Origin of the sequence: Haloarcula amylovorans (assembly GCF_004681185.1) — an archaeon.
Classification (GTDB): domain Archaea; phylum Halobacteriota; class Halobacteria; order Halobacteriales; family Haloarculaceae; genus Haloarcula; species Haloarcula amylovorans.
This window is the reverse complement of the sequence record NZ_SRIF01000001.1, coordinates 960,842-973,328: the sequence shown is the minus strand read 5'-3', so window position 1 is coordinate 973,328 and position 12,487 is coordinate 960,842. Positions and strand designations below refer to the sequence as shown.

The window sequence follows — 12,487 nt, the reverse complement described above, 5'->3', positions numbered from 1 at the left end:
TTACTCCGAACGGTCGGAATCGACGGTAGGCTCTGCCGACAGCAGGTGGCCGTGGCGGTCGATTTCGCCGTCGCGGATACGCGTGCTACTGATGCGGTGACCATCCTCGGCGACGACGAACGGGGAGGTGTGAATTTCGAGGGGGCGAAACCCCCGGTCGATTCGCTCGTCGTTGAGGGCGTGGGCGCGTCGGTGGGCTTTGCCTTCCGGTGCGACGACGAGGGCGTCGGCGTCCTCACGGCTCACCGCGGGTCCGTACGCGTCGGTGATTTTCGATATCTCGTAAGTCGCCGTGTAGGCCCCGCTGACGCGTTCGAGCGTCTCTTCCAGTGCGCCCCGGCGGGCGTCGAACGGGCCGAGCAGTTCCGCGTGCGAAGGGTCGCTTCGGGTCTCCGTCGCGAGGTCGGTCGAGGTCAGACCGACGACGACGTGGCCGTCGCCGTCACCGTCGTGTGAGGCTGTCTGGAACGCGCTGTGCAGGAGGGCGCGGTGCCCGTCGTGGAGGGGCGTGAACGTTCCCCCGAGGATGGCCATGCGGTCGTTCATGCAGGTTCGTCGCGTGGGGCGCTCCTATAGTTGTGGGACTCCGCAAGTGCAGGATACTGACAAAAACTTAACTACTGATGCGTGGTACTCCGGGTATGGAGCACATCCTGTTAGCGACGGACGGGAGCGAGTACGCACGCGCGGCCGCGAAACACGCGATCAACCTCGCCGCAGAAACTGAAGCGACGCTACACGTCCTCTGTGTCGTGGACGAGCGGCGGTTCAACGAACCGGCGCTGAGCGCTTCGGAGCTGGCGACGATATACGCCGAGGACCACGCGAACATGTGTGTCGCCGAAGTCTCAGAGATGGCGGAAGGCAGCGGCGTCCGCGTCGAAGGCGACTCCCGACACGGCCTCCCCCACGAGGTCATCGTCGAGTACGCGACAGACATCGGGGCCGAGACCATCGTCGTCGGCGAACACGGGAGCCACGACACGCACTTCTCCGGCGTCGGTCGGAAGGTCCGGGAACTGGCCGACTGCAAAGTAGTCGTAGTCGGCACACCGGCCCAAGCTTGAGCGACGCCGAGACGGTGGTGAATCCATGAGCTCATCGACGACGACGTTCAGACTCGGATTGACTGGCGACGTGATGTTGGGTCGGCTCGTGGACGAACAACAGCAATCCCGACCGGTAACGGCGGTCTGGGGCGACCTGCGAGAGCACCTCGCTGAACTCGACGGCCTGTTCGTCAACCTCGAATGTTGTCTCTCGACGCGGGGCCGACCGTGGCGGCGGACCGACCGCGCCTTTCACTTCCGAGCGGATCCCGGATGGGCCATTCCCGCGCTCGAAGCCGCCGGCGTCGACTGCTGCGCCCTCGCGAACAACCACGTCCTCGACTTCGAAGAGCCGGCGCTACTGGACACGCTCGACGCGCTGGACGGGGCGAGTATCGCTCACGCCGGAGCCGGACGGACGCTCTCAGAAGCGTTTCGGCCGGCACTGGTGACCGTCGCTGACCTCGACGTGGCCGTCGTCTCCCTGACCGACAACACTCCCGAGTACGCAGCGACGGACTCCGCGCCCGGAACCGCCCACGTCGAGATCGATTCGAACGACGGAGCGACACGGCGGGCGGTCAGTGAGACGCTCGCTCGGGCGCGCGAACGCAACCCGGACCTCCTCGTCGCCTCGTTGCACTGGGGACCGAACATGCGGACGGAGCCGACCGACCCGTTCCGCGAGTTCGCGCATTGGTTGGTCGAATCGGGTGTCGACGTCGTTCACGGCCACAGCGCCCACGTCTTCCAGGGTATCGAGGTGTACGGCGGGTCGCCGATCTGCTACGATACAGGCGACTTCGTCGACGACTACGCGGTCGACGAGTCGCTTCGGAACGACCGGAGTTTCCTCTTCGAGCTGTCGGTGACGCCCACCGGGAGCGTCAGGGAACTCCGACTGGTGCCGACGGAGATTGCCGACTTCGCGGTCCACGAGGCGAGCGAGACGGCCGCCGCCTGGAGCCGCGACCGAATGCGCGACCGCTCGGAGCCGTTCGGAACGACGTTCGAACGCGACGGCGACCATCTCGTCCACTCCATCGAGCGCTGAGTGGCGCACTTTCATGACACCGGCCAGCGTCCCCGCGCACATGGAACTGGAAATCGAGACGGACGAGCGAGTCACCGTCGAAGATGTCACGTCAACGGTTGCCGAGGCCGTCCCCGATGGCGTGGAACGGGGCGTCTGTACGGTGTTCGTTCGGCATACGACCGCCGGCGTCTGCGTCAACGAACACGAGCGACGACTGCTTGGTGACATCGAGCGAGCGCTGGACCGACTCGCCCCCAGCGGAGAGGAATACGCTCACGACGAAATCGACGACAACGCTGATGCTCACCTCCGAGCGATGCTACTGGGATCGAGCGTCTCGATTCCCGTCGCGGACGGCGACCCCAACCTCGGGACGTGGCAGTCCATCCTCTTCGTGGAGTGTGACGGTCCGCGGACTCGCACGCTCGATGTGACGACGACTCCCGCCCCGTAGCCGGACTTACAGCCCGCGTCGGGGTGGTATGACGGGACTGTCCACCAGTCTGCCACCGACCCAGATCTGTCTGACGAAGCAGAAGTCCGATTCGACATCGAACGCGGCGAACGAGGTCCCTACGGGCGAACAGCCACGACGATTGGTTCGATTAGCGTTCACGTTTATACTAGAAGTTACTCGTTTACTCACTGAAAGTAGCGACTCATCGTGTGATTCGTCACCTTACTACGCCGTAGAGGGCAGTAACCCGTGTATGCTCATAATGGACCATTCACAATGTGTGGCTGTCGCGTCCAGTGTCGAGGCCCTCACTGGTCCTGTCCTCGGACTGCGTCGCGGCACGGAACGCGTTGGGACGGAGCGACGCATCCGGACCACCCCCAGCGTGACGCCCCACACGGATACACGTGCCAACCTCGACTCAGGCGGGGGCGGCGGGGCGAGCGTCAACCGGACATCACCCGCATCCAGTTCAGGTCGCTGAACTGGATCGCAGCGTCGCTTCTGTAACCGATGCTCGTTTCTCTCGCCGAGCGGCGGCCACATCTCACTCGTCGTCGGCCAGTTCCGCCTCGGCGTCCTGCTCCTCGCGCTCTTCGCGTCGCTCTTCGGCTTCCTCGCGTTCTTCGAGTTCCGCTTCCAGTTCCTCCTCGCGTTGTCGTTCGTCCTCGCGCAATCCCTTCTCGTCGCGGCCCGCTTTGGTGTCGCCCATACAGGAGATAAATCGACGCAGAGCGACATAATATTGTCCAATTGACACCCACAGGACGACAGAATTGCGAATGCCCGGCGTGGTGACCGCAGCGCTCAGTCGTGATGGTCGTGACCCGCGTGTGTGAACCGCCCGGCGAAGGCGCGCTGGACCACTTCCGGCAGCGCCGGGTGGACGTGGACGGACTCGCGGATGTCAGTGACAGTCCCCGTTCCAGCCTTCATCGCCACGACGACCTCTTGAATCAGCGCGGCGGCGTCCGGGCCGACGATATGCGTCCCGAGAATCTCGCCATCGGGCGCGACGAGCACCTTTACAAGTCCTTCGGCGTGCATCGCGTTCCCGCGAGCGGTGTCCTCGTAGCGGTAGGTCGAAGTCGCGTACTCCCGGTCGGCCGCGGCGAGGTCCGACTCGCGCGCCCCGACGCCGGCGACTTCCGGCGACGCAAACACGGCGAAGGGCATCGCAGTGTAGTCTACGGGACGGCGTTCCGAGCCGAACAGATTGCGGATCACGGCGCGGGCCTCGTGGTTGGCACTGTGTTTCAGCAGGTACTCGCCGACGATGTCGCCGAGCGCCCAGACGCCGTCGGCGGTCGTCCGCAGGTAGTCGTCGGTCTCGACGAACCCCGCGTCGTCGACGGCGACGCCCGCCGCGTCGAGGGTCAGCGTGTCCGTGTTCGGTCGCCGTCCGGCGGCGATCAACAGGGCGTCGCCCGTCGCCGTGACCGGGTCCGCGTCGTCGTCGATACCGCCCGGCACGCCGTCCTCACTGTACGCGTACGGGCGCGCGGTCAGCGTCACCGCTCCCTCGCCGTCTTCGACGACGGCCGTGACCGCGTGGCCGGTGTGGACGGTGAAGCGGTCGGCGTACCGGTCGGTGAACAGTTCGGCGACCGCCGCGTCCGCCTCGGGGAGCAGGTGCGGCCGGCGGCCGACGACGGTCACGTCGCTACCGAACGTCCCGAAGAAGTGCGCTAACTCAGCAGCGATGTAACCGCCGCCGACGATAAGTAGGTGTTCGGGCGGCGTCTCCAGTCGGAGCGCCTCCGTACTCGTCAGGAACGCCACATCGTCGATACCGTCGATGTCCGGAATCGCCGGGCGCGTCCCGGCGGCTATCAGCACGTTTTCCCCCTTGATTCGGGTGCCGGCGTCGTTTCCGCTGGTAATCTCGACGGTCCGCTCGCCGACGAAGTGCCCCTCGCCCTCAAACAGCGTGTGACTCGGTGACTCGCGCAGTCCGTGGCGAATCGCCTCGGCTTCTCTGGCCACCTCCTCGGTCACCTCGCGAACGATAGTCCCGAAGTCCACGTCCCGCACCTCGACGTCGAGGTGGAACTCCTCGGCGCGTCGGACCGTCTCCAAGACATCCGCGTGATACAGCAGCAGCTTCGAAGGGATACAACCCCGGTTGAGACACGTCCCGCCGAGCGGCCCCTTCTCGACGACGGCGACGGACTGGTCCCGGTTCGCCGCGACGCTCGCCACGCTGAGGCCAGATCCGGACCCGATGACCACGAAATCGTACGACTCCATATCGAACTGTTGTGTCGCTCGCGTAATGAATCTCCGTCCCGCGAGTTCGGACTATCACTCAGCAGTAGAAAGCGCTAGGGCCGCGACGCCGACGGCGACGACGCCCGCCGCGAGCAGCAGCCGCTCGTAACCCAAGCCGACGGTGATTGCGAGGCCGACGAACACGATCGGGCCGCTCGACCGGCCGAGGAAGGTCGTGCTATTCCGAAGGCTGAACGCGCCGGCGCGATACTCGGGGGGGACGCGGCCGCTCAGCGCGGCGTCGATCGCCGGCAACAGAATACCGATGCCTGCGCCGACGACGACCAGTCCGGCGGTAATGACGAGAAACGACGGGGCGATCCACACTGTGAGAAAGCCGACGCCGTAGCACGCGAAGCCGACGCCGACGAGTCGCTCGTTCGCGAACCGTTCGACGAGGCGGCCGCTCGACGCAGCGACTACCATCGAGACGCCTTCGGCGGCGAATAGTGCAAGGCCGACGAGAACCGGCGAGACGATTCGAGCCAGCAAGAACGGGATGGCAGTGAAGACAACGCCGAACGCCAGGAACTCGGTCAGGAAGGTGACGCCGAACAGCGAAAGCGTCGCGGGCGTAGCAACCGCATCGAGCGCCGCCCGGAGATAGGCGACGCCCCGGTCGGCGGGCGTCCGGGTCGGCTCGTCGAGGGCGACGGCGGCAAATAGCGCCACGGGCACGGCGGCGAAGTAGGTGAGAAACGGGGCGTTCCACGCCGCGGTGACGAGGATGCCACCAAGTACCGGGAACACCGCCGCGGCAGCCGAGAGGACGGCCACGTTGACTCCCAGCACCGTATTTCGTTGCGTTCCCTCGAACGTCTCGCTGATGATGGTTACGGTGGTGATGAAGATGGCCGCGGCTCCGGTCCCTTGCCCGATGCGAAGCGCGAGGACGATCTCGAACGACGGGGCGAACGCCATCGCGCCGCCGAGGACGCCGAAGGTCAATAGGCCGGCGACCAGCGTCCGCTTGCGGCCGATTCGGTCCGACAGCAGGCCGATGAACGGCGAGAGGACGATTCCGACCAGAAAGTAGCTGCTGATCAACAGACTGGTCGCCGCGTCCGTCAATCCGAACACGTCGCGCAACACGGACAGTCCGGGGCTGACGAGCGGAACACCCAGCGGCGCGAGCGCGGTGCTGGCGAGGACGACCTGCACGGTGGGCGAGCGCCACGGGACGCCCGTCGACGACGACGCGGAGTCGGTCATAGATACTGATGCATAGCGACTGAGAGCGGGCCGCTCAAAGAGTATGACTGCCCTAGGCGCGCGAACGCCGTCGTTTCGGACACGATTCCGATCGCCCGGGACGACCGACCGAAGGTCGGCTTACCCGAGTATCGTCGGCGATTCTTCGCACATAACTACGCCGTCTGACAGCGTCTCTGTTCGCATGTCTCAGGAACCATCAGATAGCCCGGTGGAGCTGCCAGACGTTCAGGTCGCGCCCCTTCGAGAGCGCGTTCGGGGCGAAATCGTCACACCGAGCCATCCCGCGTACGACGAGACCAGAGCCATCTGGAACGCAATGATAGATCGGCGACCGGCGCTCATCGCCCAGTGTACCGGAACGGCCGACGTCGTCGCCTGCGTCGATTTTGCAGGGGAGAACGACCTCGAGATCGCCATCCGCGGCGGCGGCCACAACGTCGCGGGGAAAGCGGTCACCGAGGGTGGGTTGCTGATAGACCTCTCTCGGATGAACGGCGTCCGCGTCGACCGGGACGCACGAACCGTGCGGGCGGGCGGCGGCGCGGAACTTGGTGACGTAGACCACGAGACGCAGGTGTTCGGTCTCGCGACGGCGCTCGGTGCCGTCTCGCAGACCGGTATCGCGGGGCTGACGCTCAACGGCGGCTACGGCCACCTCTCCCGAGAGTACGGCCTCGCGGCGGACAATCTGGTGTCGGCAGATGTCGTGACCGCGGACGGCGAGGTGCTCACCGTCAGCGAGGACAGCCACGAGGACCTGTTCTGGGCCATCCGCGGTGGCGGGGGCAACTTCGGCGTCGTCACGTCCTTCGAGTACGAACTCCACGAGGTCGGCCCGGAAGTGTACGCCTTCTTCGTCTGGTTCCACGGCGACGACGCCGAGGCCGTCTTCGACGGGTTCCGCGAATGGGCCGACACCGCACCGCGGAACGCCGGCGCGTTGCCGTTCCTCGCACACGTCCCCGAACTCGACGAGTTCCCCGAACCCTCGTGGGGCGAGCCGACGGTCGCCCTGCTCGGCTCGTTCCGAGGCGAGATCGGCGACGCCGAGGAGGTCTACACGCCGCTGCGCGAGAGCGCAACGCCTATCGCCGACCTCAGCGGCCCGATACCCTACGAGACGCTCCAGTCGATGCTCGACGAGGACTACCCCGACGGGCTGCGTTACTACTGGAAATCCGTCTTCCTCACCGAACTCACCGACGAGGTGATAGATATCGCCATCCGATACAACGAGTCGGCTCCCTCGCGTCTCTCGACCGTCGACGTCTGGCACCTCGGCGGTGCCGTCGCCGACGTCCCACAGGACGCGACGGCGTTCTGGCACCGCGATAAGCCGTTCATGCTCACCGTCGAAGCCAACTGGGAAGACCCGAGCGAGGACGACGCGAACGTCGAGTGGGCGCGTGGCGTCTTCGACGAGGTCGCGTCGCTCGACGTCGCGTCCGGTCGATACGGGAACTTCCCCGGGTTCGCGGAGGACCCGACCACGATGCTGTACGGCGACAACTACGACCGTCTGGTCGAGGTCAAGACGAAGTACGACCCGGAGAACGTCTTCCATCTGAACCAGAACATCGAACCTCAGACGTAGAGAGGGGTTCGTCCGGGAGGATAGTGATCAGTAACGGGGTTGTACTGCGAGGTAAACACTCTTTTCGCGCGCTAGATGATGACTTCGATAGGGATTTTAGCCTGGTGTAAGCGAAGCCTACCGACAGATAGCGGTACCATTCTCGGACTGCCGACGATGACGAACGTGTTCGAACTATGACGAAAAGATGCAGAACAGATACACCGACTACCGCAGCGAGTGAGAGTTTCATTTTGACACGACGTTTGGCTCTCGAATCTGCGTCGGAACTGGTCGATCGTCACCGCTCTTGCAGTCGGTGATGGTCGCTACAGCGACCGCTCGTCTGTGGTCGCCGGCGAAAAGCGAAGAAATGTGGAGATGATCGGGACAGCGCCAGTCGTGCCGTAGTCAGTTGTCGATGCGGGATTCGGCCAGCCAGTGGCAGGCCGAACAGAAAGTGAACGTCCCGACGACGAGACCGACGAGTGCCATCAACACGCCACCTGTGAGTCCGACCGCCGCCGAGAGGGTCAGTACGGCGAGACCGATTCCCGAGATGGCGGCGTAGTAGCGGTGCCAGCGGACGGCGGTCGCATCGTTCGGCGTGTCGAGGTACTCCGTCAGGTAGTCGGCCGCGGGCGCGAGCGCGACGTGACCCCTGTCCTGGTTGAAGTCGACGACACCCATGTCGTCCATCTTCGGCAGGTGACACTGATACAGCCCGACGTAGACGCGCTTTCGCTGACTGGATGTCAGCGCGTCCGTCGTGGTGTCGTTCTCGATTGCGGCGACGTGTTCGGCCAGCTCTCCCAGCGAGACCCGGTCGTCCGGGTCCGCTTCGCGGAGATAGTGCAGCACCTCGCGGCGGCGGCTGTTCTTCAGGATCTCGAATATCAGGTCGAGCGAGAGCGAACTCTGCTCGGCTTCCTCCGCTTCGACATCGGCCGGCACTTCCTCTTCGGCCCCCATCGACTGACTGCGTTCGCGTCCTGGTTCCTCGATGCTCGTTCCGGTGGTGGATTGGTCCTGTGTGCTCATGGATAGCCCTCGACGGCGTGGCTTCGGACGGCGAATCGGAACTGCGTCGGGAGAGTCTCGACCGCACCCCCGTGTGGTCTCGACCAGTGGGTCCGTCCGAACCCAAGCGCGTGTCAAATCAGTCACGCGATTAGCACTTAATACTTTGTTATGAAAATCTTCTTACATATAAGGCGGGAACTACGACCTCGCCCGCCGTGTTCGTCACCGAGAGGTGTGTCAACAGGTCAAATTCGAGTGTGCGCTCATCGAGTACCGCTACCGACCGTGTATACCGGCAGCGATTCCCCGTCGAGCACCGCTCGTGTATCGACCGCGACGGCGTCCTCGAACGCGCCGTAGTCGATACGTTCGTACTCCTCGTGGGCCGTCACGAGGACGACGGCGTCGAAGCGCGCGGCGGCGTCCTCGATGTCGTCGTGGTCGAGCGGCGTCGCGTCGAGATCCGGAACACTGGGTACGTCCACAACGGGGTCGGTAGCCCAGACCGACACGCCGAGTTTCGAGAGCCTATCCGCGATCGGGCGGGCTGGCGTCTTGCGCGTCTCGTCGACTCCAGCGCGGTAGGCGACGCCAAGCACCAACACGTTCGCGTCCGCGACGTCGACGGCCCGCTCATCGAGGCACCTGACGACGGCGTTGGCGACGAACGTCGACATGGCGTCGTTGACCGACCTGCTGGTCTCGACGAGCGGCAACTGGATGTCCACCTGTGAGGTGAGGAAGTGCGGATACAGCGGGATGCAGTGGCCGCCGACGCCCGGGCCGGGGTCGTGGATGTTACAGAATGGCTGCGTGTTGGCTACCTCGATAGCCCGGTTGACGTCCACGTCGAGCGGGTCGGTCACGCGCGCGAGTTCGTTGGCGAGCGCGATGTTTACGTCGCGGTAGATCCCCTCGAACACCTTCACACACTCGGCGGTGGTCGCGTCGCCGACGCGGATGACCTCGTTGCTCGTCACCTCCTCGTAGAGTAAGCCGGCGACACGCTCGCTCTCGCCGTCGACGCCGCCGACGACCTTCGGGTAGGAACCGCGAATGTCCTGTAGCGCGCGGCCGCTCGCGGTCCGCTCCGGGCAGAACGCGACGCCGAACGACGACGGGTCCAAGCCACTTCGCTCCGCGAGACGCGGCGTGACCACGTCGCGCGTCGTTCCCGGCGGCACCGTCGACTCGACGACGACGAGGTCGCCCGAGTCGAGCCCCTCGCCGACGGCGTCGACGGCCGCAAGCAGCGCCGAGAGGTCCGGTTCGTTCGTCTCGTCCAGCAGTGTCGGGACGATGATGACATGCATCCGCGCCGCCTCGGCCGTCTCGACGGGGTCGGCACTTGCGGTCAGCGACCCGTTGGCCGCCGTCTCTGCGACGAGTTCGTCCAGCCCGGGTTCGCCACCGACGGGGGACTCGCCCGCTTCGATGGCGTCTACCACCTCGGGATCGATGTCGACGCCGGTGACGTTCCCCGTCACGTCGGCGAGGACGGCCGCAAGCGGCAGGCCCATCTTCCCGAGCCCGTAGACGGCGACCGGAATCTCGCCGTCGACGAACGCTTCCTGTAGGGCCCATCCGCCGGTCTCGGCGGCGTAGAGCGCCCCCTCAGGTCGTGCTGCCGTCACTGACGCTCACCTCCCTGTGTTCGAGGCTGTGAGCGGCCGCGAGGTCGCTTATCTCGTTGGCTATCGAGAGCGCACGGAGGCCGTCCTCGCCGGTGATGCGCGGGGTCGTCCCGTTGCGCACACAGTCGACGAACGAGCGCAGTTCCCGCTTGAGCGGTTCGTCACTCTCGACGGCCGGGCGCTCGATGATGCTCTCTTGACTGTACCTGACGTCACCGTCCTTGGTATGGTAGGAGGGGTCTGAATGTCGGTAGATGCGCATGGATTGGTCCATGAAGTCGACGTCGACGTGACACTCTCGGGCGGTTACCGAGAGGTCGCGTATCCGTTCCTGTGTGATACGACTGGCGGTCAGCGAGCAGACGGTGCCACCCGCGAACTCGAGCTGCGCGTCGGCGTAGTCGCCGTTGCACGCGCCGATGGCGCTGACGCCCGCCACCTCGTCGTCGAACAGCGAGCAGATGACGTCGATGTCGTGTATCATCAGATCGATGACCACGTCGTCCTCTACGTCCCGCGAGACCGGCGGACCGAGTCGGCGGGCCGAGGCGGCGATCGGTTCGACGTCGGCGAGAACATCTTTGAGGACGTCCACGACCGGATTGAACCGCTCGACGTGGCCGACCTGTAACTGGACGCCGACATCTTCGGCCTGGCGGATGAGTTCGCGGCCGTGCTGTGGGTTGCTGACGAAGGGCTTCTCGATGAGGACGGCGGTTCCCGCCTCGATAGCCTTCGAGGCGACGTGGTAGTGGAACCGCGTCGGGACGGCGATGGAGACGAGGTCGACCACGTCCAAGAGGTCGTCCGCGTCCGCGACGCCGGTCCCGTACTCGGCGGCGACCTCGGCGGCCGCCGCGTCGTTCGCGTCCGCGACGCCGGCGAGTTCGACGCCGGGGAGTTCGTTGTACACGCGCGCGTGATGCTTTCCCATGCTTCCGACGCCGACGACGCCGGCGACGAGTGGATTTCTCGTGTTCATGCTTTGTACTCCGTGAGTGCGACTGTGATCCGTCGAACGTCGTCTGTCGAGAGCGACGGGTGGACCGGCAGCGAGAGGACTTCCGTCGCCGCGCGTTCTGCCTCTGGGAACGACCCGTCGACATCGTCGTAAGCCGGTTCCTCGTGTATCGGGGTCGGGTAGTACACCGCAGCGCTGATGCCGTAGTCTTCGAGGTGGGACTGCAGCGCCTCCCGGTCGGAACAGCGGACGGTGTATTGGTGGTAGGCGTGTCGACAGCCGTCGGGTTCGACCGGCCCGACGACGTCGGTGTCTGCAAGCGCGTCGTCGTACGCCGCGGCGTGCTCTCGCCGGGCAGCGACGTAGTCGTCGAGTTTCCCCAACTGTACGCGCCCGACGGCGGCGCAGATGTCCGTCATCCGGAAGTTGTGGCCGACGATGGCGTGGTTCCCCTCGCCGTCCCGCCCGTGGTCGATGTAGCTCCGCAGTCGGTCGGCGAGAGCGTCGTCGTCGGTGACGACCATCCCGCCTTCGCCCGTCGTCATGTTCTTCGTCGGGTAAAAACTGAAACAGGCTGCATCACCGAGACTGCCGACTGGGTGACCTCGATACGTCGCGCCGTGGGCCTGTGCGGCGTCCTCGACGAGGGCGGCGTCGTATCGGTCGGCGAGCTCGCGTAACTCTGCCATCGGGGCGGGACAGCCGTAGAGGTGGACGGCGAGGATGGCGTCGACGCCGCCGTTGGCCTCGGCGGCCGCTTCGGCCGCCTCGGGGTCGACGTTGTACGTCTGCGGGTCGATATCGGCGAACACTGGCGTCGCGCCGACGTGGCGCACAGCGTTGGCCGTGGCGACGAACGAGAACGGGGTCGTGAGGACGGTGTCGCCCGCGCCGATATCCAGTGCTTCGAGGGCGGCGTGGAGAGCGGTCGTACCGTTGCTGGTCGGAACGCCGTGTGCAACAGTACAGTAATCCGCAAATTCCGCACCGAACGCTGTCACTTCGTCACCGCCGCTGAGGTGCCCGGAGCGCAGTACATCGTGGATGCGATGTAGCTCCGTCTCGCCGATGTCCGGCGATGCGATGGCGATGTCGGGTTCGAGCGGTTGGGTATCGCTCATCCCATCTCACCACCGTGCGGGGAATCGGGCCGACGCTGTCCTGTCGGCTTCAGTTGTGCAACTATCACGGTTTGGAGCAAGCAAAGTATAGCCATTGTTATGGGCGTCCTGTGTCTCGAAGGTATAGATTTCGCCCTCCCCGGGGGT

Annotated in this window: 12 protein-coding genes; 4 read left to right on the top strand and 8 right to left on the bottom strand. The window is 65.3% G+C overall.

Going from position 1 to position 12,487, the window contains the following annotated elements; translation table 11 throughout:
- Nucleotides 1–546 carry a phosphopantetheine adenylyltransferase gene (locus E4S61_RS04985; protein ID WP_135302786.1) on the bottom strand — a complete coding sequence of 182 codons (546 nt, stop codon included), beginning with the start codon at nt 544–546 and terminating at the stop codon, nt 1–3.
- A gap of 95 nt (nt 547–641) precedes the next feature.
- Between E4S61_RS04985 and E4S61_RS04980 the strand changes: the two genes are divergently transcribed.
- From E4S61_RS04980 to E4S61_RS04970, 3 genes are read left to right on the top strand one after another with little or no spacing between them, the layout of a single operon-like run.
- The gene (locus E4S61_RS04980) at nt 642–1,067 is read left to right on the top strand and encodes a universal stress protein (RefSeq protein WP_135302785.1); all 426 of its coding nucleotides are present in this window, start codon (nt 642–644) and stop codon (nt 1,065–1,067) included.
- A gap of 25 nt (nt 1,068–1,092) precedes the next feature.
- Nucleotides 1,093–2,103, top strand: a complete 1,011-nt coding sequence (locus tag E4S61_RS04975; protein ID WP_135302784.1) for a CapA family protein — start codon at nt 1,093–1,095, stop codon at nt 2,101–2,103.
- A gap of 40 nt (nt 2,104–2,143) precedes the next feature.
- Nucleotides 2,144–2,539: a secondary thiamine-phosphate synthase enzyme YjbQ gene (locus E4S61_RS04970; protein WP_135302783.1), complete on the top strand. Its 396-nt coding sequence runs from the start codon at nt 2,144–2,146 to the stop codon at nt 2,537–2,539.
- Nucleotides 2,540–3,089: 550 nt separating this feature from the next.
- On the opposite strand, the gene E4S61_RS25265 is transcribed toward E4S61_RS04970, so the two are convergent.
- The 3 genes from E4S61_RS25265 to E4S61_RS04955 form a co-directional block, all read right to left on the bottom strand.
- Nucleotides 3,090–3,254 (bottom strand): hypothetical protein, encoded by a 165-nt coding sequence (locus tag E4S61_RS25265; protein ID WP_167768420.1) that lies wholly within the window; start codon nt 3,252–3,254, stop codon nt 3,090–3,092.
- A gap of 95 nt (nt 3,255–3,349) precedes the next feature.
- Nucleotides 3,350–4,792 (bottom strand): dihydrolipoyl dehydrogenase, encoded by a 1,443-nt coding sequence (locus E4S61_RS04960; protein ID WP_135302781.1) that lies wholly within the window; start codon nt 4,790–4,792, stop codon nt 3,350–3,352.
- A 54-nt stretch (nt 4,793–4,846) separates the two neighbouring features.
- The gene (locus E4S61_RS04955) at nt 4,847–6,025 is read right to left on the bottom strand and encodes an MFS transporter (RefSeq protein ID WP_245180593.1); all 1,179 of its coding nucleotides are present in this window, start codon (nt 6,023–6,025) and stop codon (nt 4,847–4,849) included.
- A gap of 184 nt (nt 6,026–6,209) precedes the next feature.
- Between E4S61_RS04955 and E4S61_RS04950 the strand changes: the two genes are divergently transcribed.
- Complete coding sequence (locus E4S61_RS04950) at nt 6,210–7,622, top strand: FAD-binding oxidoreductase (protein WP_135302780.1); 1,413 nt, start codon at nt 6,210–6,212, stop codon at nt 7,620–7,622.
- Nucleotides 7,623–8,012: 390 nt separating this feature from the next.
- Here the strand turns inward: E4S61_RS04950 and E4S61_RS04945 are convergent, their stop codons facing one another.
- The 4 genes from E4S61_RS04945 to E4S61_RS04930 all read right to left on the bottom strand — a co-directional run bounded on the left by E4S61_RS04945 (nt 8,013) and on the right by E4S61_RS04930 (nt 12,340).
- Entirely contained in the window at nt 8,013–8,642 is a 630-nt protein-coding gene (locus E4S61_RS04945) for a DUF7344 domain-containing protein (RefSeq protein ID WP_135302779.1), read from the bottom strand.
- A gap of 245 nt (nt 8,643–8,887) precedes the next feature.
- Entirely contained in the window at nt 8,888–10,258 is a 1,371-nt protein-coding gene (locus tag E4S61_RS04940) for a nucleotide sugar dehydrogenase (protein ID WP_245180590.1), read from the bottom strand.
- The gene (locus E4S61_RS04935) at nt 10,239–11,240 is read right to left on the bottom strand and encodes a Gfo/Idh/MocA family protein (RefSeq protein WP_135302778.1); all 1,002 of its coding nucleotides are present in this window, start codon (nt 11,238–11,240) and stop codon (nt 10,239–10,241) included. The genes E4S61_RS04940 and E4S61_RS04935 overlap by 20 nt, the downstream gene beginning before the upstream one ends.
- A complete protein-coding gene (locus E4S61_RS04930; RefSeq protein WP_135302777.1) occupies nt 11,237–12,340 on the bottom strand; it encodes a DegT/DnrJ/EryC1/StrS family aminotransferase in 1,104 nt (367 codons plus the stop codon). Before E4S61_RS04930 ends, E4S61_RS04935 begins: the two co-directional genes overlap by 4 nt.
- Nucleotides 12,341–12,487 lie beyond the last annotated feature (147 nt).